Source organism: Bradyrhizobium sp. Kon69 (assembly GCF_055807515.1).
The window spans coordinates 114,170-138,918 of the sequence record NZ_JBVVOS010000018.1 but is presented as its reverse complement, the minus strand read 5'-3'; the positions used below and the strand labels follow the sequence as shown (position 1 = coordinate 138,918).

The 24,749-nt window shown below is 64.0% G+C and carries 23 protein-coding genes and 2 pseudogenes; 16 read left to right on the top strand and 9 right to left on the bottom strand.

The window, feature by feature from the left end; genetic code table 11:
* The first annotated feature begins 1 nt into the window (after position 1).
* The 13 genes from AC0L3U_RS23785 (at position 2) to AC0L3U_RS23725 (ending at position 13,447) form a co-directional block, all read left to right on the top strand.
* Positions 2 to 1,510, top strand: a complete 1,509-nt coding sequence (locus tag AC0L3U_RS23785) for an NADH-quinone oxidoreductase subunit M (protein ID WP_473363429.1) — start codon at positions 2 to 4, stop codon at positions 1,508 to 1,510.
* Between the two features lie 22 nt (positions 1,511 to 1,532).
* On the top strand, positions 1,533 to 2,969 hold the full coding sequence (nuoN, locus tag AC0L3U_RS23780; RefSeq protein WP_473363428.1) for an NADH-quinone oxidoreductase subunit NuoN: 1,437 nt from the start codon (positions 1,533 to 1,535) through the stop codon (positions 2,967 to 2,969).
* 1 nt (position 2,970) lies between these two features.
* Positions 2,971 to 3,777 (top strand): biotin--[acetyl-CoA-carboxylase] ligase, encoded by an 807-nt coding sequence (locus AC0L3U_RS23775; RefSeq protein ID WP_473363427.1) that lies wholly within the window; start codon positions 2,971 to 2,973, stop codon positions 3,775 to 3,777.
* Positions 3,777 to 5,447 (top strand): ribonuclease J, encoded by a 1,671-nt coding sequence (locus AC0L3U_RS23770; protein WP_473363426.1) that lies wholly within the window; start codon positions 3,777 to 3,779, stop codon positions 5,445 to 5,447. Before AC0L3U_RS23775 ends, AC0L3U_RS23770 begins: the two co-directional genes overlap by 1 nt.
* A gap of 13 nt (positions 5,448 to 5,460) precedes the next feature.
* Positions 5,461 to 5,865, top strand: a complete 405-nt coding sequence (gene mce / locus AC0L3U_RS23765; RefSeq protein ID WP_007603572.1) for a methylmalonyl-CoA epimerase — start codon at positions 5,461 to 5,463, stop codon at positions 5,863 to 5,865.
* A gap of 9 nt (positions 5,866 to 5,874) precedes the next feature.
* Complete coding sequence (locus tag AC0L3U_RS23760; protein WP_473363425.1) at positions 5,875 to 6,150, top strand: DUF1467 family protein; 276 nt, start codon at positions 5,875 to 5,877, stop codon at positions 6,148 to 6,150.
* A 30-nt stretch (positions 6,151 to 6,180) separates the two neighbouring features.
* Positions 6,181 to 6,528 carry a hypothetical protein gene (locus AC0L3U_RS23755; RefSeq protein ID WP_473363424.1) on the top strand — a complete coding sequence of 116 codons (348 nt, stop codon included), beginning with the start codon at positions 6,181 to 6,183 and terminating at the stop codon, positions 6,526 to 6,528.
* An 88-nt stretch (positions 6,529 to 6,616) separates the two neighbouring features.
* Complete coding sequence (mtnK, locus tag AC0L3U_RS23750; RefSeq protein ID WP_473363423.1) at positions 6,617 to 7,900, top strand: S-methyl-5-thioribose kinase; 1,284 nt, start codon at positions 6,617 to 6,619, stop codon at positions 7,898 to 7,900.
* Between the two features lie 133 nt (positions 7,901 to 8,033).
* A complete protein-coding gene (locus AC0L3U_RS23745; RefSeq protein WP_473363422.1) occupies positions 8,034 to 9,623 on the top strand; it encodes an ABC transporter substrate-binding protein in 1,590 nt (529 codons plus the stop codon).
* A 60-nt stretch (positions 9,624 to 9,683) separates the two neighbouring features.
* The gene (locus AC0L3U_RS23740; protein ID WP_473363452.1) at positions 9,684 to 10,607 is read left to right on the top strand and encodes an ABC transporter permease; all 924 of its coding nucleotides are present in this window, start codon (positions 9,684 to 9,686) and stop codon (positions 10,605 to 10,607) included.
* Entirely contained in the window at positions 10,604 to 11,425 is an 822-nt protein-coding gene (locus tag AC0L3U_RS23735; RefSeq protein ID WP_473363421.1) for an ABC transporter permease, read from the top strand. Before AC0L3U_RS23740 ends, AC0L3U_RS23735 begins: the two co-directional genes overlap by 4 nt.
* Positions 11,422 to 12,402, top strand: coding sequence for an ABC transporter ATP-binding protein (locus AC0L3U_RS23730; protein ID WP_473363420.1), 981 nt, complete (start codon positions 11,422 to 11,424; stop codon positions 12,400 to 12,402). The genes AC0L3U_RS23735 and AC0L3U_RS23730 overlap by 4 nt, the downstream gene beginning before the upstream one ends.
* Positions 12,395 to 13,447 (top strand): ABC transporter ATP-binding protein, encoded by a 1,053-nt coding sequence (locus AC0L3U_RS23725; RefSeq protein ID WP_473363419.1) that lies wholly within the window; start codon positions 12,395 to 12,397, stop codon positions 13,445 to 13,447. The genes AC0L3U_RS23730 and AC0L3U_RS23725 overlap by 8 nt, the downstream gene beginning before the upstream one ends.
* Positions 13,448 to 13,544: 97 nt before the next feature.
* Here AC0L3U_RS23725 and AC0L3U_RS23720 read toward each other — a convergent pair whose 3' ends face one another.
* From AC0L3U_RS23720 to AC0L3U_RS23710, 3 genes and pseudogenes are all read right to left on the bottom strand, one after another.
* On the bottom strand, positions 13,545 to 14,171 hold the full coding sequence (locus AC0L3U_RS23720; protein ID WP_473363418.1) for an alpha/beta hydrolase: 627 nt from the start codon (positions 14,169 to 14,171) through the stop codon (positions 13,545 to 13,547).
* Positions 14,172 to 14,173: 2 nt separating this feature from the next.
* Complete coding sequence (locus AC0L3U_RS23715; protein WP_473289316.1) at positions 14,174 to 14,479, bottom strand: isochorismatase family protein; 306 nt, start codon at positions 14,477 to 14,479, stop codon at positions 14,174 to 14,176.
* A gap of 472 nt (positions 14,480 to 14,951) precedes the next feature.
* Positions 14,952 to 15,890 (bottom strand): annotated as a pseudogene (locus tag AC0L3U_RS23710) (alpha/beta fold hydrolase); the annotation flags it as partial.
* A gap of 105 nt (positions 15,891 to 15,995) precedes the next feature.
* Between AC0L3U_RS23710 and AC0L3U_RS23705 the strand changes: the two are divergent.
* A complete protein-coding gene (locus AC0L3U_RS23705) occupies positions 15,996 to 16,955 on the top strand; it encodes a LysR family transcriptional regulator (RefSeq protein ID WP_473363417.1) in 960 nt (319 codons plus the stop codon).
* Between the two features lie 117 nt (positions 16,956 to 17,072).
* On the opposite strand, the pseudogene AC0L3U_RS23700 reads toward AC0L3U_RS23705, so the two are convergent.
* The 4 genes and pseudogenes from AC0L3U_RS23700 to AC0L3U_RS23685 form a co-directional block, all read right to left on the bottom strand.
* A pseudogene (locus AC0L3U_RS23700) lies at positions 17,073 to 17,216 on the bottom strand (LysR family transcriptional regulator); the annotation flags it as partial.
* 96 nt (positions 17,217 to 17,312) lie between these two features.
* The gene (locus AC0L3U_RS23695) at positions 17,313 to 18,572 is read right to left on the bottom strand and encodes a lipoprotein-releasing ABC transporter permease subunit (protein ID WP_473363416.1); all 1,260 of its coding nucleotides are present in this window, start codon (positions 18,570 to 18,572) and stop codon (positions 17,313 to 17,315) included.
* 341 nt (positions 18,573 to 18,913) lie between these two features.
* Positions 18,914 to 19,900 (bottom strand): alpha/beta hydrolase family protein, encoded by a 987-nt coding sequence (locus AC0L3U_RS23690; RefSeq protein WP_473363415.1) that lies wholly within the window; start codon positions 19,898 to 19,900, stop codon positions 18,914 to 18,916.
* 72 nt (positions 19,901 to 19,972) lie between these two features.
* Positions 19,973 to 20,599 (bottom strand): LysR family transcriptional regulator, encoded by a 627-nt coding sequence (locus AC0L3U_RS23685; RefSeq protein WP_473363414.1) that lies wholly within the window; start codon positions 20,597 to 20,599, stop codon positions 19,973 to 19,975.
* 126 nt (positions 20,600 to 20,725) lie between these two features.
* On the opposite strand from AC0L3U_RS23685, the gene AC0L3U_RS23680 reads away from it, so the two are divergent.
* Both AC0L3U_RS23680 and AC0L3U_RS23675 read left to right on the top strand, forming a co-directional pair.
* Positions 20,726 to 21,118, top strand: coding sequence for a RidA family protein (locus AC0L3U_RS23680; protein WP_473363413.1), 393 nt, complete (start codon positions 20,726 to 20,728; stop codon positions 21,116 to 21,118).
* A gap of 43 nt (positions 21,119 to 21,161) precedes the next feature.
* Positions 21,162 to 21,866: an L-2-amino-thiazoline-4-carboxylic acid hydrolase gene (locus AC0L3U_RS23675; protein WP_473363412.1), complete on the top strand. Its 705-nt coding sequence runs from the start codon at positions 21,162 to 21,164 to the stop codon at positions 21,864 to 21,866.
* 327 nt (positions 21,867 to 22,193) lie between these two features.
* Here AC0L3U_RS23675 and AC0L3U_RS23670 read toward each other — a convergent pair whose 3' ends face one another.
* Both AC0L3U_RS23670 and AC0L3U_RS23665 read right to left on the bottom strand, forming a co-directional pair.
* Complete coding sequence (locus AC0L3U_RS23670; protein WP_473363411.1) at positions 22,194 to 23,222, bottom strand: ABC transporter permease; 1,029 nt, start codon at positions 23,220 to 23,222, stop codon at positions 22,194 to 22,196.
* A gap of 12 nt (positions 23,223 to 23,234) precedes the next feature.
* Positions 23,235 to 24,737, bottom strand: a complete 1,503-nt coding sequence (locus AC0L3U_RS23665; RefSeq protein ID WP_473363410.1) for a sugar ABC transporter ATP-binding protein — start codon at positions 24,735 to 24,737, stop codon at positions 23,235 to 23,237.
* Between the last annotated feature and the right edge of the window lie 12 nt (positions 24,738 to 24,749).

Genomic DNA, 24,749 nt, shown 5'->3' with positions numbered 1-24,749 from the left:
AATGACGACCTGGCCAATTCTATCCGTCACGACGTTCCTGCCGCTGGTCGGCGCGCTGATCGTCTATCTCAGCCGCGGCGACGACGAGGCTAGCAGGCGCAACTCGCGCTGGATCGCGCTGTGGACCACGCTGATCACCTTCGCGGTGTCGGTGATCCTGGTCATGCGGTTCGATGCGTCGAACGCCGACTTCCAGTTCGTCGAGAAGGCGAACTGGCTCGCCACCGGCATCACCTACCACATGGGCGTGGACGGCATTTCGTTGCCGCTGGTGATCCTGACCACCGCCATCATGCCGTTCTGCATCATCGCGAGCTGGAAGGCGATCACCAACCGCGTCCGCGAATACATGATGGCGTTCCTGATCCTGGAAACGCTGATGATCGGCACCTTCTCGGCGCTCGATCTCGTGCTGTTCTACCTGTTCTTCGAAGGCGGCCTGATTCCGATGTTCCTGATCATCGGCGTCTGGGGCGGTCCGCGCCGGGTCTATGCGTCCTTCAAGTTCTTCCTCTACACGCTGCTCGGCTCGGTCCTGATGCTGCTCGCCATCATGGCGCTGTACTGGAACGGTGGCACCACCGACATCCCGACCCTGATGCACACCGCCGTGCCGCGCTCGCTGCAGACCTGGGCGTGGCTTGCCTTCTTCGCCTCGTTCGCGGTGAAGATGCCGATGTGGCCGGTGCACACCTGGCTTCCCGACGCCCATGTCGAGGCGCCGACCGCAGGCTCGGTGGTCCTCGCTGCGATCATGCTGAAGATGGGCGGCTACGGCTTCCTGCGTTTCTCGCTGCCGATGTTCCCGCTGGCCTCGCATGACTTCGCGCCGCTGATGTTCACGCTCTCTGCCATCGCCATCATCTACACCTCGCTGGTGGCGCTGATGCAGGAGGACATGAAGAAGCTGATCGCGTACTCCTCGGTGGCGCATATGGGCTTCGTCACCATGGGCATCTTCGCGGGCACCATGCAGGGCGTCGCCGGCGGCGTGTTCCAGATGATCTCGCACGGCATCGTCTCCGGCGCGCTGTTCCTCTGCGTCGGCATCGTCTACGACCGCATGCACACCCGCGACATCGCGGCCTATGGCGGCCTCGTCAACCGGATGCCGCTCTACGCGCTGACCTTCATGGTCTTCACCATGGCCAATGTCGGTCTGCCCGGCACCTCCGGCTTCGTCGGCGAGTTCATGACGCTGCTCGGCACCTTCAAGGTCTCGATCCCGACCGCGTTCTTCGCCACCTTCGGCGTGATCCTGTCGGCCTGCTATGCGCTGTGGCTCTACCGCAAGGTGGTGTTCGGGGCGCTGGTCAAGCCGTCGCTGATGAGCATGAAGGATCTCACCTTCCGGGAGGGCCTGACGCTATTCCCGCTGATCGCGCTGACGATCCTGTTCGGCATCTATCCCAAGCCGGTGCTCGACATGTCGTCGGCCTCGGTCCAGCAACTCGTCAACAATTACAACACCGCTGTGACGGCCGTGAAGGCCGCCGCACTGCTCCAGTGAGCGGGCAGGTCAGGATATCGCCATGAGCTTTGAGACTGCAGGTTATCAACTGGCGCCGGTGCTGCCCGAGCTCGTGCTCGCGGTCGGGGCCATGGCACTCCTGATGCTCGGCGCCTATCGCGGGCAGGAGACCACCAAGACGGTCACGACGCTCGCGGTGCTGCTCCTGATCGTGGTCGGCGTGCTCGAATACATGCTGCCCGCGGGCAAGCACGTGACCTTCGGCGGCAGCTTCATCGTCGATGATTTTGCCCGCTTCATGAAGATCCTGGCCCTGATCGGCTCGGCGGTGACGCTGGTGCTGTCGACCGAGTTCCTGTCGGATCCATCGCGCCGCATCTTTGAATACGCGATCCTGGTGCTGCTCTCGACGCTCGGCATGATGGTGCTGATCTCGGCCGGCGACCTGATCTCGCTCTATCTCGGCCTCGAATTGATGTCGCTGGCGCTCTATGTCGTCGCAGCCTCGAACCGCGACAACGCCAAGTCGACCGAAGCCGGGCTGAAGTACTTCGTGCTCGGCGCGCTGTCCTCGGGCATGCTGCTCTACGGCTCCTCACTGATCTACGGCTTCACCGGCACGGTCGCCTTCACCGGCATCGCGGCGGCCGCGACGATCTCGAATGTCGGCCTGGTGTTTGGCCTCGTGTTCCTGCTTGCCGGCCTCTGCTTCAAGGTTTCGGCGGTGCCGTTCCACATGTGGACGCCCGACGTCTACGAGGGCGCACCGACGCCCGTGACAGCCTTCTTCGCCTCGGCCCCGAAGGTGGCCGCGCTCGCGGTCTTCACCCGCGTTACGCTGACCGCATTCCCGGGCATCGTCTCGCAGTGGCAGCAGATCCTGGTGTTCGTGTCGATTGCCTCGATGGCGCTGGGCTCGTTCGCCGCGATCGGCCAGAGCAACATCAAGCGCCTGATGGCCTATTCCTCGATCGGCCACATGGGCTTTGCCCTGGTCGGCCTCGCGGCGGGCACGGTCGAGGGCGCGCAGGGCGTGCTGATGTACATCGTGATCTATGTCGCGATGACGCTGGGCTCGTTCGCGGTCATCCTGGCCATGAAGCGCAACGGCCAGCCGGTCGAGCAGATCAGCGATTTCGCGGGTCTGTCGCGGACCAATCCGCTGCTCGCCTTCATGTTCGCGATGCTGCTGTTCTCGCTCGCCGGCATCCCGCCGCTCGCCGGCTTCTTCGCCAAATGGTACGTCTTCGTCGCCGCCATCAAGGCGAATTTGTTCACGCTCGCCGTGATCGGCGTGCTGACCAGCGTGGTCGGCGCCTACTACTATCTCAGCATCGTCAAGACGATGTATTTCGACGAGCCGGCCGGACAGGTCGATCCGGTGCGCGTCGAAGTCAAGACGGTGCTGGCGGTCGCGGGCCTGTTCAACATTCTGTTCGCCCTGTTCGCGGGCCCGGTGGTGAGCGTCGCCTCCGCCGCGGCAAAGTCGCTGTTCTAGGATGGCATTCGCGCTCGGTCCTCGTGCGGCGTCGGCGGGCTACAAGCTCGCAGCTTTCGAACGGACCGGCTCGACCAATACCGAGGCGATCGAGCACGCAAGGGGCGGCGAACGCGGCCCGATGTGGTTCGTGACGTCGGAGCAGACCGCGGGCCGTGGCCGCCGCCAACGCGCCTGGATCGCACCGAAGGGTAACCTTGCAGCCAGCGTCCTCGAAGTCCTGGACGTCGCCCCTTCCGTCGCCGCGACGATCGGCTTTGCGGCCGGGCTGGCCGAGGAGGCCGCCCTGGAGAAGGTCAGCCTGGAAGCGGCACTGCGCTTCGGCGAGGGCCGTCCCCGCTACACCCTGAAATGGCCGAACGACGTGCTGGCCGGCGGCAAGAAGCTGGTCGGCATCGGCCTGGAGGCTGAAGCCATCGGCGAGCGTCTTGCCATCGTCGTCGGCATCGGCACCAACGTCGTCGCCGCGCCCGAGGGCACGCCCACACCTGCGGTGTCATTGGCCGCGCTCGGCGTCCAGATCAGCGCGGAGGAGTTGTTCTCGGCGCTCTCGGACGCCTGGGTGGAATTCCGCGGTATCTGGGACAATGGTCGCGGCTTTGCCGAAATTCGCAAATTGTGGCTGGAGCGCGCCGCCGGCCTCGGCGAACGGGTCGCGATCCACACGGGAGTGATGACGCTGGAAGGCATTTTTGACACGATCGACGACACCGGCTGCCTGATCGTCCGCACCGCGGAGGGCCGGCGCGTGCCGGTGGCCGCGGGCGAGGTGTTCTTCGGCACGGCCGCCTCCGTGGGAGCTGCGTGATGGCGAAGCCTGAAGAACTGGTATTTGCCCCGCTCGGCGGGGTCGGCGAGATCGGCATGAATTTGTCGATCTACGGCCTCGGCAACCGCCAGCAGCGGGCCTGGCTGGCGATCGATCTCGGCGTCTCCTTCGGCGACGAGGAGCATCTGCCTGGCATCGACCTGATCATGCCCGACGTCAGCTTCCTGGAGAAGGAACGCAAGAACCTGATGGGGCTGGTGCTGACCCACGCCCATGAGGACCATTTCGGCGCCATCATCGACCTGTGGCCGAAGCTGAAATGCCCGATCTACGCGACCCAGTTCAGCGCCGCGCTGTTCGAGGCCAAATGCGCCGCCGAGCGCAATGCGCCGAAGATCCCGGTGACGGTGGTGCCGTCAGGCGGGCGCGTCGATATCGGGCCGTTCATCGTCGAGTTCATCCCGGTCGCGCATTCGATTCCGGAGTCGCATGCGCTGGCGATTCACACCGAAGTTGGCACGGTGCTGCACACCGGCGACTGGAAGATCGATCCGACCCCGATCATCGGCCGCCCGACTGATGAAAAGCGGCTGCGTGAGCTCGGCGATGCGGGCCTTCTCGCCTTGATCGGCGATTCCACCAACGCCGTGCGCGACGGCCGCTCACCCTCGGAAGCCGAGGTTGCAAAATCCATCACCGAGCTCGTCAAGGCCGCCAAGGGCCGCGTCGCGGTCACGACCTTTGCCTCCAACGTCGCGCGCCTCAAGGCCGTCGCCATCGCCGCGAAGGCCGCCGACCGTGAGGTCGTGGTGGTCGGCCGCGCCATGGAGCGTGTGGTGCAGGTCGCACGCGAGACCGGCTATCTCGACGGCGTGCAGAGCTTCCGCTCCCCCGACGTCTACGGTCATCTGCCGCAGGACAAGGTGCTGGCGCTCTGCACCGGCAGCCAGGGCGAGCCCCGTGCCGCACTGGCGCGCATCGCCAATGACGACCATCCCGAGATCACGCTCAACCGCGGCGACAGCGTCATCTTCTCCTCGCGCACCATTCCCGGCAACGAGAAGGCGGTCGGCGCCATCATCAATGGCCTGGTGTTACAGGGCGTGGAGGTCATCACCGACCGCGACCAGCTGGTCCATGTCTCCGGTCATCCCCGCCGCGACGAATTGCGCGACATGATCGCCTGGACCAGGCCGCAGCTCCTGATCCCCGTCCATGGCGAAGCCCTGCACCTGAACGAGCACGCCAAGCTCGCGCGTGCCGCGGGCGTGCCGCGCGTGCTGGTCTGCCGCAACGGCGATCTCGTCAAGCTCGGCCCCGGCGATCCCGGCATCATTGGGCAAGTGCCAGCGGGCCGTCTCTACAAGGACGGCACGATTCTGGAGGACTCCAAGTCCCGCGCGGTGGTCGAGCGGCGCCGCATGGCGTTCTCCGGCTGCGCCTTTGTCGCCATAGTCATGACGGAGCAGGGCGAGCTTGCCGACGATCCCGCGGTCGAGCTGGTCGGCATCCCCGAGAAGAACAAAGCGGGCGAGCCCTTCGACGATATCGTGTTCGACGCCGTGGTCTCCACCGTCGAAGGTCTGCCGAAGGCGCGTCGTCGCGACGCGGATGCACTGGCGGAGTCGGTGCGACGCGCTGTCCGTTCGGTGATCAACGAACATTGGGGCAAAAAGCCCCCCTGTCTGGTACACGTCCTGACAGTGTAACGGGAGAAGAACAATGCTGGGCCGGCTCAACCATGTCGCGATCGCGACCAAGGACGCCGTCAAGGCCGCCAAGATCTATGGCGCCGCATTCGGGGCCCAGATTTCGGAGGCCGTCGCCCTGCCCGAGCATGGCGTCACCACCGTGTTCGCAACGCTGCCCAACACCAAAATCGAGTTCATCGAGCCGCTCGGCGAGGCCTCGCCGATCGCAAAGTTCCTCGACCGCAACGCCGACGGCGGCATCCACCACGTCTGCTACGAGGTGGTCGACATCATCGCCTCGCGCGACACGCTGGTGAAGGAGGGCGCAAGGGTGCTCGGCGACGGCGTGCCGAAGATCGGCGCCCACGGCAAGCCGGTGCTGTTCCTGCACCCGAAGGATTTTTCCGGCGCGCTGGTCGAAATCGAGCAGGCATAGGCCGAAGCCATGGCCATCCAGATCTCAACCGCAATCGCGATCTACTTCGTCATCTGGTGGGTCGCGCTGTTCCTGACGCTGCCGTTCGGCGTGCGCAGCCAGCACGAGGACGGCGTCGGAGTGCCGGGCAGCGACCCCGGCGCGCCGGTCCTGACGCGAATGAGGAGCAAGCTGATCTGGACCACGATCATCTCGGCGATCATCTACGGGATCGCCATGGTCGCCTATCACGCCGGCTATCTCTCGATCGAGCGCCTGTCGAAATTGATGGGCATGCCGTTCTAAGAATTTTTGGTTGGCTTTGTTGGGGGACCAATGACTTTTCAGCGGATCTTCGTCGCGCTGCTGGTGCTGATCGTCGCCGGCCTCGGTGCCATCGGCTATTTCGAGTGGAAGATGGCCGTGCAGGTGCGCACCCTGAAGGCGTTCGTCGAGGGCTACGTCTTCAACGAGGCCGTGATCGCCTGCGAGCAGGCCAAGAGCTCGACGCCGTTCAAGTGGAACGGCGGCAAGAGCACCGCGGTGATCGGCCTGAACTCGGTCAAAACAGACAAATACACCGTCAGCGCCAGCTACACGCTGGTGGCGGACAGCGTCTATTGTGATTACGATCCGAACAAAAGAAAGGCCGAGATCGGCTCGAGCTTCCTGGAGCGGGAGTAACGATCCGGCCCATATGGGAGCATGATCCGGAAAAGTGTGAAGCGGTTTTCCGGGAAGATCATGCTCAATAAAATGGGATGGGATCGTCATGACCGGAGACCGGGCAGGGGCTTATCGGATTCTGCATGTGGCCGACTTGCGGGATTATCTCGCAGGCGTTGCGGATATCGCTGCGACCCTCGGTGGCGAGCCGGCCTCCTGGTCGATCACCGAGGTCGGCGACGGCAATCTCAATCTCGTTTTCATCGTCAAGGGCGGCCGTGGCGGCGTCGCGGTCAAGCAGGCGCTGCCCTATGTCCGCCTCGTCGGCGAGAGCTGGCCGCTGCCGCTGTCCCGGGCTCATTACGAATATCTCGCTTTGTCGCGGCAGGCCGAGCTCGCGCCCGGCCTCGTGCCGGCGCTGCTGCATCACAACGAGACCCTGGCGCTGACGGTGATGGAGCTGCTCGAGCCCCACATCATCATGCGCAAGGGGATGGTTGCGGGGACGCAATTTCCGCGCTTTGTCGATGACATCACCACCTTCATGGCGCGGACCTTGTTCTTCACCTCCGACCTCGCGCTGTCGGCGGCCGAGAAGAAGCAGGGCATCGCAGCCTTCGCCGGCAACCATGCGCTGTGCAAGATCACCGAGGATCTGATCTTCACCGATCCCTACCGCATCGCCGAGCAGAACCGCTGGACCGCGCCATATCTCGATGCGCTCGCCGCAGAGCTGCGCGATGACATGGACTTGCACGTCGCGATCTCCCGGCTGAAGCTGAAGTTCATGGCAAGCCCCGAGGCGCTGCTCCATGGCGACTTGCATACCGGCTCGATCATGGTCACGGACGGTGAGACGCGGTTGATCGACCCCGAATTCGCATTCTACGGCCCGATGGGTTTCGACGTCGGCGCCGTGCTGGCCAACCTGCTGATGGCCTATTTTGCCTCCGCCGGCCATGAGCGCGTGCCGGGCGAACGGCGTGCGTTCGAGGCCTGGGTGCTGGAGACGGTGGAAACGGTCTGGAATGATTCTGCGCGAAAGTTCCTCGAGCTCTGGCGCGCCGACGCCGCAGGCGATGCCTATCCCGCCTCACTCTTCGCCGGGGAGTCAGGCGCGGCACGGCTGGAGGCCGAGCGGCAGGCCTACATGCAGCGGCTGTTCGCGGACACGGTCGGCTTCGCCGCGGCAAAAACCATCCGCCGCATCTTCGGCCTCGCCCACAACATCGACTTCGAGCTGATCGAGGATCCGCGCCGGCGCGCGATCAGCGAAGCACGCGCGGTGAGGCTGGCGCGCGCGATGATGCTGGAGACGGGGGCGTTTCCGACCATTGCGGACGTTACTTCTGCAGCGCGAAAATTACGCGACTGGCAGCCGGAGTTCTAGCGGGCGTCCTCGCAAATCGGCGGGACCCGCGCGCGACGCTCGCATACGTCAACCCCTTCAAGGCGCTTGCGCTCGACCTGCCGTGGATGGTCAACTCTCGGACCGGAGCACGGCTTGCGTTGTCGGAGGGACCATGATGTTCAGGATAGTGGCGATCGTCGCGAGTCTGGGGCTGGCACTGGCCGCCACGGCGGAGGCCCAGACACCGCGCAAGGGCGGAACCATCCGCATGACCGCGCCTTATGGCTCGAGTTTCACCAGCCTGGACATTCTTACCACGCAGCGCGCCCAGGACGAGATCTACGCCAAGGCCCTGCACCGGTCGCTTTACATTTGGAATTCCGCCGAAGGCAAACCGGTTCTGGAACTCGCCAAGGAAGATGTGATCTCGGGCGGAGGTCTCGTCCACACCTTCAAGCTGCGCGACGACGCCTATTTCCACAACGGCCGCAAGATGACGGCCGACGACGTCGTCTGGACCTACAACCGCATCATGGACGGGACCAAGGCTTATCCCGGCGCGCGCTATGTCCGCGTGATCGAGGGCGCGGCGGCGGTCGAGAAGGGCCAGGCCAAGGAGATCTCCGGCCTGAAGAAAATCGACGACTTCACGATCGAGATGAAGCTGACCGAGAAAGTCGATCCGGGCTTCTACTTCTGGAACGCGATCACGTCGATCTATCCCGCCGACGAAGCCGCCAAGGAGAGCTTCCTCCAGAAGCCAATCGGTCTTGGGCCGTTCAAATTCGTCGAGCACGTGCCGGGATCGCGCATCGTTCTGGAGCGGTGGGACCGGTTCTACAAGCCCGGCAAGCCCTACGCCGACAAGATCATTGTGTCGGTCATGGGCGAGGCAGCGGCCCGCGATGTCGCCTTCCGCAACAAGGAGATCGACACCTCGGTGCTGGGACCGGCGCAATATGTCGCCTATCAGAACGACGCCGACCTCAAGGGCACCGTCGTCGAAGTGGCCGAGGTCTTCACCCGCTACATGGGGATGAATCCCGCGTTCAAGCCGTTCGCCGACAAGCGCGTCCGGCAGGCGATCAACTACGCGATCGACACCGATTTGATCATCAACAAGCTGGTCAAGGGCAAGGCCTATCGCGCCACCAGCTGGCTGCCGCTGACCTCTCCCGCCTACGACAAGGCCTTGAAGCCCTACGCCTTCGATCCCGCCAAAGCCAAGCAGCTGCTCGCTGACGCCGGCTATCCCTCAGGCTTCGAATTTGAATGGACCACCAGCCAGAACGAGAGCTGGGGTCTGCCGATCGTCTCGGCCGTGATCCCGATGCTGGACAGGGTGGGCATCAAGGCCAAGGTCAAGCAGGTCGAGACCGCGGTGCTGGCGGAGGTGGTCCGCAGCGGCGACTACCAGGCGTTTGTCTATTCGCAGGCGACCGGACCCGATCCGCAGGCCGCCCTCAAATGCTTCCATTCGGCGACGCCGCAGTCGGCCTGCAACTACATGAACTTCAAGAATCCCGAGTTCGACAAGCTGATCGACGAGGCCGGGCAGTCCGATGACGCTGCAAAGCGTACCCAGCTGCTGCAGAAGGCCAATGCGCTCCTCTACGAAGAGGCGCCGGTCTGGTTCTTCAACTACAACAAGGCGGTCATGGCGGTGCAGCCGTGGCTCAAGGGAATTCAGCTGAACGCGACGGAACTGACCCATCAGAACGTCGAAGAACTCTGGGTCGACGAGACCTCGCCCGCGAAGTGACACGCGCTCTCGCGCTCCCTCCGTCGCCATGAACGATGGAGGGAGAGAGGAAAAGTGCCGATGCTCTCCTTCCTGTTCCGACGACTGCTGCAGACCATTCCGACCGTGCTCGCCGTGGTGGCTCTGGTGTTCGTGCTGTTCAGCGTCGTTCCCGGCAGCATCGTCTCGTCGATGAGCGACGATGCCGATCCGCAGGTCGAGCTGCGCATGAAGAAGCAGCTCGGCCTCGACGATCCCGTCTATATCCGCTTCGGCGCCTACATCGCCAAGCTTGCAACCGGTGATTTCGGAACCTCGTTCCGGACGCGCGAGCCTGTGACGTTCATGATCGCCAAACGGATATGGCCGACGCTCCAGCTCATCTTCACCGCCATGGCGTTTTCCGTCGTGATCGGTGTTCCCCTGGGTTTCATCGCCGCGCTGAAGCCGGGGGGCATCGTCGACACGCTGGCGATGGTCGTGGCGGTGTCAGGACTTTCGATTGCCAAATTCTGGCTCGGGCTGGTGCTGATGTATCTGTTTGCGTTGAAGCTCGGCTGGCTGCCGAGTTTCGGCTATGGTGATGGCGGATTGAAATATCTGATCCTGCCTGCCGTGACGCTCGGCGTCTCACCGATGGCGCTGTTCGCGCGGACGACACGCGCTGCCGTCCTCGAGATCATGACCGCGGATTTCGTCCGCACCGCGCGCTCCAAGGGCATGAGCGAGACCCGGGTCGTGAAGTGGCATGTGATGCGCAACGCGCTCGTCATCATTCTCACCACCGTCGGCCTGCAGTTCGGCGCGCTGATGGGGCAGGCGGTCGTGGTCGAGAAACTGTATTCCTGGCCGGGCATCGGTTCGCTGCTGGTCGACAGTGTCCTGCAGCGTGACATTCCGGCCGTCCAGGGCTCCATTCTCGTCGTGGTGCTGTCCTTTCTCGCGATCAATCTGCTGATCGACGTGCTCTACGGCGTGATCGATCCCAGGATCAGATACGCATGAAGCTCCGCGCCAATCTCGTCATCGGTGGCGCGCTGTTCGCGCTTGCGATCCTGGTCGGCGTGCTCGCGCCCTGGCTGGCGCATACCGATCCTGTCCTGGATGCCAATCTGCTCAACGCGGAAGAGCCGCCGAGCTGGACCTGGTGGTTCGGCACCGACGATCAGGGCCGCGACATCTATTCTCGCGTCGTCTATGGCGCGCGGGTTTCGCTGACGGTCGGCATCGTCTCGCAGCTCATCAACAGCGTCATCGGCGTGGCGCTGGGCCTCAGCGCCGGCTATTGGGGCGGCTGGTGGGACGATGTCGTCAACGGCCTGACCAATCTCATGCTCGCGATTCCCTCGCTGATCTTCGCGCTGGCCATCATGGCGGTACTCGGTCCCGGCCTGACCAGCCTTCTGATCGCACTCGGGTTGACCAACTGGTCCTTCACGTGCCGGATCGCGCGGGCCTCGGCGCTGTCGCTGAGGAGCCAGGGCTATGTGCAGGCCGCGACCGTGCTCGGCTACGGCGATCTGCGCATCATGATCACGCAGCTGCTGCCGAACATGCTGGGGCCGATCGTCGTCATCGGCACGCTCGGCATGGGCAGCGCGGTGCTGTCGGAAGCCGCATTGTCGTTCCTCGGCCTCGGCGTCCGCCCGCCGTTTCCGAGTTGGGGCAGCATGTTGTCGGATGCCCGCGACCAGATCACGACGGCGCCGTGGCTCTCGGTATTTCCCGGCCTCGCCATCTTCCTGACGGTGCTCGGCCTCAATCTGCTCGGCGACGGCTTGCGCGACATTCTCGATCCGCAATCGCGGAGCCGGCGGTCATGACCGGCGCGCCGCTGATCGAAGTCGAGGATTTGCGCATCGATCTCGACGACGGATCGCGACGCGTTGCGGCGGCCGAGGGTATTTCATTCCGCATCGATCGCGGCGAGACCTTCGGCCTCGTCGGCGAATCCGGCTGCGGCAAGAGCATCACCGCGCTGGCCTTGATCGGCCTGTTGCGGCAGCCTTTGTCGATCGGCGGCGGCGTCATCCGGTTCGAGGGGCGGGAGATCCAGCACCTTTCAGCCGCCAGGCAACGGGAGCTGCGCGGCAATCGCATCGCCATGATCTTCCAGGAGCCGATGACGGCGCTGAACCCGGTCTCGCCGGTGGGCCGGCAGATCGCCGAGATGTTCGTGCTGCACAAGGGCAAGAGCTGGCGGGAAGCCGACAGACTGGCGGTCCAGGCGCTGGCGAGCGTCCGCGTTCCCGCGCCGGAGCGGCGCGTGAAGGACTACCCGCACCAGCTGTCCGGCGGCATGCGTCAGCGCGTGATGATCGCCATCGCGCTCGCCTGCGGTCCGGATCTCCTGATCGCCGACGAGCCGACCACGGCACTCGACGTGACCGTGCAAGCCGAAATCATCGAGCTGATGCGGAATTTGTGCGCCGAGCGGGGAACTGCCATCCTGATGATCAGCCACGATCTGGGGCTGGTCGCCAATGTCTGTCGCCGCGTGGCCGTGATGTATGCCGGCCGCATCGTCGAGGAGCGCGGCTCGGCCGACATCTTCCGGGCACCTTCGCACCCCTATACGCGAGGCCTGGTCGCCTCGCTGCCGCGGCTCGGCAGTCGCGCAGCCCTTGGCCGCAGCCGGCTGACGGAGATCGCGGGCGTGGTCCCGGCCATCACCAATTTCCCCGACGGATGCCGGTTCAATCCGCGTTGCGCGCACGCGACCGATATTTGCCGGACCACCGCGCCGGGAGCGAATTTGCTGGACGCCGGCGGTCTGGTCAGGTGTCACCACCATGCATGAGCCGCAAGACAGGTTGGGTGAGACGCGGCCGGACGACGACGTGATTCTCAGCGTCAGGGATCTCGCGGTCCATTTTCCGCTCGGAGGCGGCCTGCTGGGGCGCGGCCGTCGGCTGCTCCGTGCCGTCGACGGCGTCGATCTCACCCTGAAGCGCGGCGAATGCCTCGGCCTCGTCGGCGAGTCCGGCTCCGGCAAGTCCACGGTCGCATTGTCGATCCTTGGCCTCTTGACGCCGACGCGCGGCCGCATCGTGCTGGACGGACAGGTCGTGACGAACAGGCCATCCGGCGATCGGAAGGCGCTGGCCCGCATCGTGCAGATCGTGTTCCAGGATCCCTACGCCTCGCTCAATCCACGCCAGACCGTTCGCCGCACGCTGGAAGATCCCCTGCGCGTGCATGGCGTCACGGCCAAGAGCGAGATCGAGGACCGCGTCGCGAAGATGCTGCGGCATGTGGGCTTGCGGCCGGAACAGGCCGACCGCTACCCGCATGAATTCTCCGGCGGCCAGCGCCAGCGCATCGGCATTGCGCGCGCGCTGATCCTCAATCCAAAAATCGTCATCTGCGACGAACCGGTCTCGGCGCTCGATGTCTCCATTCGCGCCCAGATCATCAATCTGCTGCTGGAATTGAAGGAAACCCTCGGTCTCTCCTACATCATGATCAGCCACGATCTCGGCGTCGTCGAGCACATGAGCGACAAGGTCGCCGTGATGTATCTCGGCCGCATCGTCGAGAACGGCCACTGGCGCGAGATTTTTGAACGGCCGGCGCACCCCTATACGCAGGCCCTGATCGCCGCCATCCCCGATCCCTTGCGTCATGCACCGCTGGCGACGACAGGCGGCGACCTTCCCAATCCGCTCAATCCGCCGAACGGATGTGCGTTCAGCCCGCGCTGCCGTTATGCGGAGGCGGTGTGTCGCCGCGAGCCCGGGCCGGGGCTGGAGGCGCGTGCTGACGGACATGCGGTGCGATGCTGGCGAGCGGATGAGATTGCGGGGCAGGCGGCGTTGGTGTCGACCGAGGGCGAACATTTTTAGGAAGGAGTGCGGCGACCGAGGCGGAAAAGTTGGTGAGCCATCCGCTGCGTGGCCAGAAGCGGCAGTTGAGCTGCCCTCAAACACGAGCGACTGAACGCTATAGAAGGCATAGAAAGCGTCTCACGAATGTCAGCGCCGTCTGCGCCACCTCCCGCCAGCCGCTGTTTATGGGCAGCGAGCGGTCGCGTCGCGGAAGTTGGACGAACTCGGTAACAGGGTGCTTGTTGCGATTCTGCCGTTCGTAGGCGGCGCGGGTGACCGATGGCGGCACGGTGTGGTCGCGCTCGCCGGAGATCGTCAGCAGCGGTCCACGCCCGGCGGCCTCGACGTCGACGGGAGCCTCGGTCCAGACGGGCAGCTCCAGCAACCCGCGAAACGGAGCCGGTTCGATCGCCACCGTCGCAGCCGAAAGCCCGCGCCCGGCCAGGGTCTGCGCGATCAGCCCGCCAAACGAATGGCCGATCAGCGCCGGGCGGCGGTCCAGCGCCCCGGCGATGCGGGCGAAATGCGCCGCGACCTCGCCGATGGTTTCCGGTGCCGCGGCGCCGCCCAGCTCCGCCGGCCATCCGGGCGCCAACGGAGCATAGCCGGCGGCCTCGAACATTTCGGCCCATCGGTCCCACGAGCTGGGCTTCGACCACAGGCCATGGATGAAGATGACCGGCGGCTTCTGCAATGCGTTGGTCCGCTCGATCATCGCAGCGTCGACGGTCTCCATGATCATGATCAGTGGCCTTCGACCGCGAACAGGATCTCCGAAAAGCCGGTCACTGTTGCCGCGCGGTTCCAGTCCCGCTGCAGTTCGCAGATCAGCTGCACCCAGCTGGTGGGCTGGGCACCGGCTTGGACCAGGCGCAGCAGGCCGGCGTCGTGCGCCTCGCGGGAGGTGCCACCCACTGCGTCGACCACCGGATAGACTTCGAAACCCTCCTGTAGCGCGTCCAGCGCCGGGTCGATGATCACCAAAGCCGCATTATGCGGGGTCAAAAGCTGGTCGGTCTTGGGATCGCGGATGGTGGGGAAGGACGTCATCGGAATTTCCTTTGGATTTGAAGTGCTCTGGAGCAGGTCAGTGGGATGCGGGCGGGGGGACGAAACCCGTGTCGCTGGGGCCGATCCCGGTCAGACGGACGACCGCACCCTCGGCGCGTGTGAAGGCGAAGTGCGCAACGCCGCCGGGCTCGGTGTAGAGGCCGCCTGCCGTCAATGGCTTGACCGGCGCGTCGGAAACCTTGCTGCCGTAACCGAAGTACCAGGTGCCGGAGATCACCGTGGCGAAGCGGTCGTCGCGGTGGGTGTGCGGTGCGATCGTGGTGTTCGGCGGCACGTGAATTTCGAGCACATACGGACCGGCCTTGGCGGGGTCGCCCGAGAGCAGCACGGTACGGATAGCAGCAACTCCGGAGGTGCCGGCGCCTGCGCCGGACTGCGGCATTGCCTGCGTCTGCTCCAGCGTCAGAGCGGTCTGACCCAGGTGCCCGTTCTCCGCGGCGACGGGCCGTTCGTTGAGGAAGGCCTCGATCGCGGCCGACGTAGCCGCTGGTTGCTCCTCCATCAGCCAGTGCCCGGAGCCTCCGATGACCCGCTCCTGCACGTCGACCGCGCCGGCCTGCATCACCGCCGCCATTGCCGGGCCGAAGGATGCACCGCCCCCGATCGCGAGAACCGGCATGAGCAGCTTGCCGTGCGCCGAGAGCCAGGCGCGATTGTCGATCGCGTCCTGATCGAAGGCGGCGAACTGGCGGAAGCCGGCGTGCATGCGCCCCGGCGCGGCGTAAAGCTGCGCGTAGTGGGCTCGGGACGCCTCCGGGAAATTGGCCGGATTGGCCGAGAACTCGTTCCAGAACCGGTCGAGATAGATCCGCTCGCGGCCGGCCACCAGGCGCTCCATATCCGGCCCGCCGAACCGGAAGTGCCACAGCAACGGGTTCTTCAGGATTTCTTCCCACGGCCCGACGCCCGGCACCGGCGCATCCATCAGCACCAGTTTCGTCACCCGCCCGGCGTGCCGTGAAGCCAGAGCGAACGCGACCATGTTGCCGATGTCGTGCGCCACGATGTCAGCGCGCGGTGCTTGCAGCGTGTTCATCACGCCGACGATGTCTTCCGCTTGATTGACCTTCTCGAAACCGGCCTCGGCGCGGGCGGAAAGGCCCATGCCCCGCAGATCGGGCACGATCACCGTGTGATTGCGAGCAAGGTTCGTCGCGAGCGGCGCCCACATGTCTCCGGTCTCGCCATAGCCATGCAGCAGCACGACCGTCGGTCCAGACCCGCCGACCCGGACGTGGAGGGTGGTGCCATTGGTCGCGACCTCTTCGGTGTGGAAGGTATTCGGGAAATCCGTGGGCCCCTCGGCCGCGGACGCGGCGGCGGTGCCGGCCAGGATGGCGAGCGCGGCTCCGGTGAGGGCAAACCGGCGAAACTGGTCGGGGACGTTCATGGGCGATCTCCTGTGTTGGCCTTTTTCGTAGACGCAAAGCTAGACGAGGAAGATCGTTGGGATTAGCTACTACGCAGGCCAAGCATTTTTGACTGGAGCGCAAAGGTGGCAGCAGATACCGCGGACCGTGCCCGGGAACTGGAAGTGTTCTGCGCGGTCATCGACGGCGGCAGCTTCTCGGCTGCGGGCCGCGCGTTTGGACTGACGCCGTCGGCCGTGAGCCGCACTCTGGACCGGGTCGAGCAGCGGCTCGGCGTGCGCTTGCTGTTGCGGACGACGCGCGCGTTGACGCCGACCGCGGAAGGCCGCGCCTATCTCAGCGCGGCCCGCCGCATTCTCGCCGATCTCGACGAAGCCGAGCAGGCGATCTCCGACCAGGGTTCGCCGCGCGGCCGCATCCGGGTCAGCGCTGCGGTCTCCCACGGGCGTCTTTGCATCGTGCCTCTGCTTGGCGAGTTCGTGCGCCGCTATCCGAACATCGTGGTCGACATCAATCTTGGCGACGGGGTCGTTGACGTCGCTGCGGGGCAGGCGGATGTGGCGGTTCGCGGCGGTCCGCTGACTGACAGCGCGCTCACGGCGCGGCGCCTCAGCGAGAACGGCCGAACCATCGTCGCCTCGCCGGACTACCTGGCGCGCTGGGGCGTGCCCGAAACGCCGGAAGACCTCTACAACCACAATTGCCTGAATTTCAGTTTTCGCCGGGCCGAGCCGGTTTGGCCGTTCCGCCGGGAGGGAGTCGACTTCGCCCTGAAGGTGCGAGGCGCCATCGAGGCGAACAGTGGCGAGACACTGGGCCAGCTGGCGCTCGACGGCGTCGGCATCGCCCGTGTCGGCAATTTCAGTCTCGGGGACGCGATCGCGGAGGGGCGCCTGGTCCCGCTTCTCGAACCGTTCAATCCTGGTGACAAGGAGATCTTCCACGCCGTCTTCGTCGGCGGGCCGAACATGCCTGCTCGCGTCCGAGTATTCGTGGACTATCTTGTGGAGTGCATGGGCGGCAGTCGTGTTGAGGGAAAATCTGGTTGGCACGCGAGGCGTGGAACGGAATCGGTTTCGACCTGACGCGGCGGAGGCGGTCGACGGTTTCGGCTCTCCAGAACCCATGATGTCCGGTGCTATCGATATCCGCCAACGACATGTGAATGGCGTCGCGGCGAGGCTATCGATTGTCGGTCGAGCCTATCGTCTGACGCCGACCAGACGAGGGCGGGGATTTGCGAGCGCCTTCCCGACGGGCAGGGCACGCAGCCATTCGCGGAAGCTGACGATCTCGGGACAATCCGCGGTACCCTCAGGCGCAATCAGCCAATCACCCAGACCTGATATCTTTAGGGGGGCCAATCCGCACTTCGCAGACGCGCGATCGACGCCATGATGGAATTAGGTTCTGCCTCAGGGGGACCAGAACAATTGTCGATCTCACCGCCTAAGCGCTTCCACGGGATCGAGCCGGGCGGCGCGCCACGATGGGTAGAGGGTTGCAAGAAGCGACAGGGTTAGCGCCATGATCAAGACCGCGCTGGTCTCCGCGAAATCAATCTCCGCAGGCAGCTTCGACAGAAAATAGAGTTCTCTCGGGAATAAGTCGGCGCTGGTCAGCCAGGATAGAAACTGTCGGATCGAATCGATATTAAGACAGACGAGAATCCCAACGACGAACCCGACCAACGTTCCCACGACGCCGATCGAAGCACCCGTAATCAGGAATATCCGCATGATCGAGCCTCGTGAAGCACCCATGGTCCTGAGGATCGCTATGTCGCTGCCCTTATCCTTCACCAACATGATTAGCCCAGATACGATATTCAACGCAGCTACCAGCACAATCATGGTCAGAATCAGAAACATCACATTGCGCTCGACCTGAAGCGCATTGAAGAAGGTCGAGTTCCGCTGCCGCCAGTCCACTAGGAAGACTGGCCGCCCGGCTGCTTCCGTCACAGCCTTGCGAAACTGATCGATGCGAGCGGGATCGGCTGTAAAGATCTCGACCGCAGTCACGTCCTTGTCGCGGTTGAAGTACGACTGAGCCTCTGCGATTGGCATGAAGACCATGCTCGCATCATATTCAGACATACCGATCTCGAATATGGCTCTGACTTTATACTTCTTGATCCGCGGCATAACCCCCATCGGGGTGACCGCGCCGTGCTGCGCAACGAGCGTGATGGCGTCACCGGCATGGAGCGAGAGCTGATCGGCAAGGCGCTGCCCGATGGCGACCCCCTGGTTCTCGTCAAAGCCTTCGATCGATCCTTGCTTGATGTTGTTGGCGATAGAGGTGATCTTGCTAAGATCGTCGGCGCGAATGCCACGCACCAGAACTCCGGACGCGCCGGAAGACGATGCTAGCGCTGTGCCGTCGACAACAGGCGCGGCCAAGCGGATGCCTGGCACTAGACTGAGACGCTCGGCCATATCCTTCCAGTCGGTCAGAGGAGTTTCCAGCGGCTGGACTAGAATGTGACCGTTGAGACCAAGGATCTTGTCTAGAAGCTCTTTGCGAAAGCCGTTCATGACGGCCATGACAATGATTAGCGTGGCAACGCCAAGCATGATGCCCAGAAACGAAAATCCGGCGATGACGGAGATAAAGCCATCTTTGCGGCGCGCCCGCAAATAGCGAGCTGAGAGCATCCATTCGAAGGTCGCAAACGGCGCGGTCGGCGGCTCTGTCATGATCTCAGCTTATGCCCGGTAATGACCGTCATTCTGTCCCATGGCGCCGCGCTTGGCTAGTCGCACACGCTTAAGTTGTCTGGTTTGGGCTGTCATCCAGGCGGCCTGATCCCGACTTCGAGCCAATTCCCAGACCGCACGGTAGCAGTTAGCTTCGCCATCAAGCGGCAGCACCGCAAAGTTTCGAGCGCCGTCACCTCAGTCGAGCCAACACCACGTCGCGGACTAGCCGAATGCCTCTCGTCGGCGTAATTCCGCGCGCTCCCCGCCTTGAGACATCGTTTCCCCGAGGCTCAGTGCTGTCGGTGCAGGCCATAAACGGAACAGTTAGAGCGGTATCGCTATTGGCCAGTACCGTCAGCGAAGTGCTTGCGGTAAAACGCCACGATCTCGGTGTGGAAACTCCGATGAAAATCGACACGGTCGAAATTCGGCGCATCGGTGCAAGCGGTAGGGTTGGCCTGCGTCTCCTTCGGGATGCAAGTGGCAAGAAAAGAGAAGTGTTTGGCGTTGGCCACGAAGTGATAATCCGGCGCCGGGAGCCGTTGTTTGATCGTTGAAGCACAGCATCCGGAGAGGCCGTCACCATTTTGCGCCGGATCGGAACTCCATAGTTGCACCGGTATCGCTATTTTCTTCAGGTTCTCCTCGGAGAAAACAAAAGCCGGATAAGGATCGGCAATTACTGCGGCTTTGACGCGGGGGTCAGGTGTGATCGGTTGGCCCGGCACCTCGCCGCTTTCAAGCTGCTTGCAAGCCAACAGGCTCGATGTCGCGCAATTGGACAAGCCCTTTCGTAATTCTGGATTGCCGCCGATGACGGCGAGACCCGTATAGCCGCCAAACGAGAAGCCGTAGAGGCCAATATGCCGGGCGTCGATGCGCGATGCATCGGGCCAGCTTTCGAGCATGTAGTCGATCAGTCGCTTGATATCCGCGGGGCGTTCGACGAGCACGGAAAGGCTGTCGGCACGGCTGGCATCGCGCCAGGTGTCACCGGGATGATTGAGCGCAGCGACGACAAAACCAGCATCGGCCAGCGCCGCGGCCGTGTCGTGGTGACCACCGAACCATCCTCTCCTGCCATGCGATATCACGATAAGAGGAAGCTTTTCGCCAGTCACCGAGCATCCGGGTACGGCGAAGAAAATGGCACCACGTGCGTCCATCTCTTTTGGAGGCTCGGCGCATGGTGTCCAGACCAGCAGCCTGATCGCCGGCCCGGCCGCGGCAGCGGGAATGTCGAAATTTCTGACCCCCGCAGCGTTCGCCGCGATCAGCCCAAAGAAGAAGAAACAAATAGCGAGAACGAGCTTGGCGCGACCCATCACTTGCCCCGGTAGCTTCACCTCACAAAAAGACAACTTGGATCAAGCGATTATGTCGCCTTTGGGTCATTTTCAGCTCCCGGCGCCACCGACCAGACGAGGGCGGCGATTTGCGAGCGCGGTTTCAGCCGGCGAGGCGCGCAGCCAATCGCGAAAACTGACGACCTCCGGGCAATCCGCGGTGCCTTCAGGCGCAACCAGCCAATCACCCACACCCGATCCCTCATCGATCCGGTCGCAGCGATAGCCCGGATGGTGGCCGACGCCGCGGGCGATCAGCAGATCGACCTTGCCCTCGACCAATTCGTGCAGGCCGGCCGGGTGTAGCACCCGTAAGCCGATCTCTGCATGCGTGCTGCGAAACGCCGCCAGATCGAGGCGGCGGAGGTCGAAGCCGCCATGGACGCCCAATTGCAGCAGCACCGCACCTGCCGGTCTCAATTGCGAGGTCGCCTCCGCGATGTGGCGAAAGCCTTCGGAGACCCCGGGCAGGTAGGCCTGACCGGCGACGGTGAGGATGAGCTGCTTATGCAACCGCTCGAACAGCTGCACGCCGAGGCGCGCCTCCAGCGCCTTCACCTGCTGCCCCACGGCGGCCGGCGTCACGTGCAGCTCGTGCGCGGCGAGCTTGAAGCTGAGATGCCGCGCGGCGGCCTCGAAGGCGCGGAGCGCGTTCAGTGGTGGAAGGATGTAGGTCATGCGCTCCTTTTGACACTGATGGGCCATGGCCTTGCAATAGATTTTCTTGCGCTGAGCCGCAGCAATGATGCTTTGCGAAGCGGCGGTGGCGCCGGATACGGTCGATCCGTAATCCGGAGAAACCCCATGCCGGCAGCTCACATCGTCAGCCACAATCCCGCAACGGTCCATGCTCCCGCCGGCGGCTACTGCATGGGACTTGAACTGACGCAGCATCGCCGCCTGTTGTTCATCAGTGGTCAGGTGCCGGAGAGACTCGAGGGCACCGTTCCCGACGGTTTTGAGGCGCAGTGCGAGCAGGCCTGGCGCAATTTGATCGAGGTGCTCGCTGCCGCCGGCCTTGGCGTCGCGCATCTGGTCAAGATCACCACGTTCCTGACCGACCGCAATCAGCTCGTGGCCAACCGCTCGATTCGTCGCGCGATGCTGGGCGAACACCAGCCCGCGCTGACGGTCGTGATCGTCGAGACCGTCGACAGCCAATGGCTGCTGGAGATCGAGGCGATCGCCGCGGAGTGAAATCGGCCGATTTTTCAATGACGTCAATCATATCAGGTGTCCCATGGCTGAGATCATCCATCCGTTTTACCAAGCGCATCGCGGTGCAATGGAGGTCGCCATGCGCGATCGGCTCGACCTGGCCGAAGCAATGTTGCGCGAGCGCGCGCAGCTTTCCGACATCGACGGCATCAGGCGGGAGGTGATGGATGAATTCGAAATCGTGCTCACCCAGATGCCCTATGTCGGCGGCGCAGCGAGCCGCATGAGCGATTTCTTCATGCGGCTGATGGGCTTCATGGCCATCAGCCGGGTGCTGCGGCGCCACGGCGTGCCGGTGCCTGTGATCGGCGAGATCGAGCGGGAAACCTACAAGGCGCAATTGCTCACCGTATCGGAAGCCGAACGTCTCGCCTCGGGGCGTCAGTTCATGTCGCCGGAGAACCAGGCCTTGCTACGCGAGCAGGCGGCAAGAAGCGCGACCGAAGGCCATCAGACCGAGTTTCCGGGAGACTTCGTCTACGATTTCGTCGAGCCCGATGCGGGTGACAGTTTTGAATTCGGCATCAACTACAAGGCCTGTGGCTTCTGCAAACTCGCGGCGCGCCACGGTGACAAGGACATTCTGCCGAACATCTGCGGGCTCGATTTCGTCGCCTACGCAGCGCGCGGCATCCGCCTGGAGAGGACACAGACGCTCGCGGGCGGTGCGAGCCACTGTAACTTCCGGTTCTCGCGGCTTGGGTCGGATGAGAAAGCGGAGAGTTAGGCCGCGGTCCTCATGCTCTGCGATGAAGGTGAGGCTCGATTGCCCCTGCTGTCACCTCGTCATTGCGAGCGCAGCGAAGCAATCCAGAATCTTTCCGCGGCGGCCGTCTGGATTGCTTCGCTGCGCTCGCAATGACGGAGGTTGGGGCGCTGTCCGGAGCCGACCCGCGCACATCGCCATGATGACATCCTGCTCCTGTTTTGCCCGACGAGTCAAACGCCGCCACGGACGCAGCTACACAATTTCGGGTTTTTGTAAGTCGTTGAATTCCCTCACGGTCTCTACTGTGCATGGGGTTGTTTTCGCGCTATTTGTTTTGAGGGCTGTCTACTCCGCCGCTTTCTCCCTCAGCCGCTGCGCGTAGACATTGATCACCAGCGCCGCCAGCAGGATCAGGCCGCGGATCAGGATCTTCAGGAAGCTGTCGATGTTGACGTGGTCGAGGCCGTTATTGAGGACACCGAGGACGAACAGCCCGACGATGGTGTTGCCGATGCCGCCGCGGCCACCGAACAGGCTGGTGCCGCCGACCACGACGGCGGCGATGGAGTCGAGCAGATAGGTATCGAACTCGTTCTGCTGCGCGCTGCCGAAATGGGCGACGCCGAGCATGCCGCCGATACCGGAGCACACCGCCGAAATGACCATCACCGCGCCGAGGATGAGCTTGACGTTGAGGCCGGAATATTCGGCCGCCTCGCGGTTGCCGCCGACCATGTAGACGTAGCGGCCGAAGCGCGTGTAGGTCAGCACCAGATGTCCCAAGAGCAGCATGATCGCGGCGACGATGACGATCCATGGGATGCCGCCGATCGATCCGGAGCCGAGCGTGGTGATCACGCCGGGCACCTTGTAGGCGATCTGCCCGCGCACCAGCAGCGCCGAGATGCCGGCCGCGATCTGCATCATCGCCAAGGTCATGATGAAGGAGGGGATGCCGATCACGGTCAGCCCCAGCGCATTGACGAGGCCGAGGAACGCGCAGAGCAAAATGGCCAGCAGGATCGCCGCGGCGCCGGGCAGGGGAATGTTGGGAATGTTGACGTAGGATTCCTGGAGCGTGAAGTAGGCGACCGCGATGCCCGTGACGTTGGCGATGCTGGCGATCGAGAGGTCGATCTCCGCGCAGAGGATCACGAAGGTGAGGCCGACGGCGATGATTCCTGTCACCGACACCTGCGTCAGGATGTTGCCGAGATTGTCCAGCGTCGCGAAGGAGGGACTGGCGAGCGCAAAGAAGGCGGAGAGAAAGATCAGCGTCAGGAACGGGGCGATGTTGCGCATCTGCGAGCGCAGGAATGGTGCAAGGCCCCGCGCCCGCGCACTCGCCGCTGGAACTGTCTCACTGCTCGCCATGGTGCTTCTCCGTCACGCTGCTTCCAGCAGGCGGTCCTTGCTGACCGGCTCGTTCTTGAATTCGCGCACCAATGCGCCGCGCTTGAGCACGAGGATGCGGTCGGCCAGCGACAGCACCGTTTCCGGCTCGGTCGACAGCACGATGATCGCGAGCCCTTTGGCGCGGAGATCGCGGACGATGTTGATGACGTCGTTCTTGGCACCGACATCCATGCCGCGGGTCGGTTCGCACAGCACCAGGAGTTTGGGCGGATAGGTCAACCATTTCGCCAGCGCGACTTTCTGCTGATTGCCGCCGGAGAGCATGCCGAGATCGAGCCCAACCACCGGCGGCCTGATCTGGAGCTGCTCGACCTGGCGCTGGGCAATGTCGCGCTCCTGCGCCGGCTTGAGCAGCAGCGCCGAGATGCGATCGAGAATGCTGATCGAAATGTTCTTGTAGACCGGCTCCTGGTGAAACAGCATCGCGCGCCGGCTCTCCGGCACCAGCGCCACGCCGGCGCGCCGCGCCGCCGCCGTGCTGGCGAAGGTTTTGGGCTTGCCCTCGACCGCGAGCGTGCCGCCGTCCGGCTTCAGCTTGCCGAACAGGATGCGGGATAATTCCTGCTGGCCGCAGCCCATGAAGCCGTAGATGCCCAGCACTTCGCCGGCGCGCGCCTCGAAGGAGATGTCCTTCAGGCTGCGGGCCAGCGATAGCTGGTCGACCTTCAGGACAACCGAGCTGTCGCTCGGCCGCGGCAGCATCAGATCGTCGCTATAGCTGTGCTCGAGCGCTTCGCCGCCGCGGCCGATCATGGCCTCGATCAGCGCGCCCTTGCTGGTCGCAGCACTTGCGGTCTCCGCGACCTTCCGACCGTTGCGGAACACGGTCACCGTGTCGGACACGCGCAAGATGTCCTCGATGAAATGCGAGATGAAGACGATCGCCGTGCCTTCCTCACGCAGGCGCCGTAGCGTCGCGAATAATCGCTCGACCTCGGGTGGGGAGAGGGCGGAGGTCGGCTCGTCCAGGATGACGATGCGCGCGCCGGAGAAAAGCACGCGCGCGATCTCGATCAGTTGTTGGAGCCCGATGGGTAAGTCACCCAGCCGGCTCATCGGATCGACGTCGATGCCGAAGCGGGCGAGCTGCTCGCCGGCCTCGCGCGCCATCCGCCGCCATTGCACCAGGCCGAGGGCGTTGGTCGGCTGGTTGCCCAGAAACACGTTCTCCGCGACCGTGAGGTCGGGCGCGACGGAGAGCTCCTGGTGCACCATGGCGATGCCGGCGCTGTGGGCGTCGCGGGCCGAGCGGAAATGCGTCTCCTGTCCGTCGATCAGGAAGCGACCCGAGAATTCGGTGTGCACGCCGGCGATGATCTTCATCAGCGTGCTTTTTCCCGCGCCGTTCTCGCCGACGAGACCATGGATCTCGCCGGGTGAGAGCGCGAAGTCGACACCACGAAGCGCCTCGACGCCGCCGAAGCTCTTCGTGATGCCCTGCAGTTCCAGGATGGGCGAACGATCCTCTCGCATGGAATTTCAGAT

Coding starts and splice junctions, on each gene's coding strand:
- AC0L3U_RS23785 (WP_473363429.1), top strand. CDS start 2: ATGACGACCTGGCCAATTCTATCCGTCACGACGTTCCTGCCGCTGGTC.
- nuoN (WP_473363428.1), top strand. CDS start 1,533: ATGAGCTTTGAGACTGCAGGTTATCAACTGGCGCCGGTGCTGCCCGAG.
- AC0L3U_RS23775 (WP_473363427.1), top strand. CDS start 2,971: ATGGCATTCGCGCTCGGTCCTCGTGCGGCGTCGGCGGGCTACAAGCTC.
- AC0L3U_RS23770 (WP_473363426.1), top strand. CDS start 3,777: ATGGCGAAGCCTGAAGAACTGGTATTTGCCCCGCTCGGCGGGGTCGGC.
- mce (WP_007603572.1), top strand. CDS start 5,461: ATGCTGGGCCGGCTCAACCATGTCGCGATCGCGACCAAGGACGCCGTC.
- AC0L3U_RS23760 (WP_473363425.1), top strand. CDS start 5,875: ATGGCCATCCAGATCTCAACCGCAATCGCGATCTACTTCGTCATCTGG.
- AC0L3U_RS23755 (WP_473363424.1), top strand. CDS start 6,181: ATGACTTTTCAGCGGATCTTCGTCGCGCTGCTGGTGCTGATCGTCGCC.
- mtnK (WP_473363423.1), top strand. CDS start 6,617: ATGACCGGAGACCGGGCAGGGGCTTATCGGATTCTGCATGTGGCCGAC.
- AC0L3U_RS23745 (WP_473363422.1), top strand. CDS start 8,034: ATGATGTTCAGGATAGTGGCGATCGTCGCGAGTCTGGGGCTGGCACTG.
- AC0L3U_RS23740 (WP_473363452.1), top strand. CDS start 9,684: ATGCTCTCCTTCCTGTTCCGACGACTGCTGCAGACCATTCCGACCGTG.
- AC0L3U_RS23735 (WP_473363421.1), top strand. CDS start 10,604: ATGAAGCTCCGCGCCAATCTCGTCATCGGTGGCGCGCTGTTCGCGCTT.
- AC0L3U_RS23730 (WP_473363420.1), top strand. CDS start 11,422: ATGACCGGCGCGCCGCTGATCGAAGTCGAGGATTTGCGCATCGATCTC.
- AC0L3U_RS23725 (WP_473363419.1), top strand. CDS start 12,395: ATGCATGAGCCGCAAGACAGGTTGGGTGAGACGCGGCCGGACGACGAC.
- AC0L3U_RS23720 (WP_473363418.1), bottom strand. CDS start 14,171: ATGATCATGGAGACCGTCGACGCTGCGATGATCGAGCGGACCAACGCA.
- AC0L3U_RS23715 (WP_473289316.1), bottom strand. CDS start 14,479: ATGACGTCCTTCCCCACCATCCGCGATCCCAAGACCGACCAGCTTTTG.
- AC0L3U_RS23695 (WP_473363416.1), bottom strand. CDS start 18,572: ATGACAGAGCCGCCGACCGCGCCGTTTGCGACCTTCGAATGGATGCTC.
- AC0L3U_RS23690 (WP_473363415.1), bottom strand. CDS start 19,900: ATGGGTCGCGCCAAGCTCGTTCTCGCTATTTGTTTCTTCTTCTTTGGG.
- AC0L3U_RS23685 (WP_473363414.1), bottom strand. CDS start 20,599: ATGACCTACATCCTTCCACCACTGAACGCGCTCCGCGCCTTCGAGGCC.
- AC0L3U_RS23680 (WP_473363413.1), top strand. CDS start 20,726: ATGCCGGCAGCTCACATCGTCAGCCACAATCCCGCAACGGTCCATGCT.
- AC0L3U_RS23675 (WP_473363412.1), top strand. CDS start 21,162: ATGGCTGAGATCATCCATCCGTTTTACCAAGCGCATCGCGGTGCAATG.
- AC0L3U_RS23670 (WP_473363411.1), bottom strand. CDS start 23,222: ATGGCGAGCAGTGAGACAGTTCCAGCGGCGAGTGCGCGGGCGCGGGGC.
- AC0L3U_RS23665 (WP_473363410.1), bottom strand. CDS start 24,737: ATGCGAGAGGATCGTTCGCCCATCCTGGAACTGCAGGGCATCACGAAG.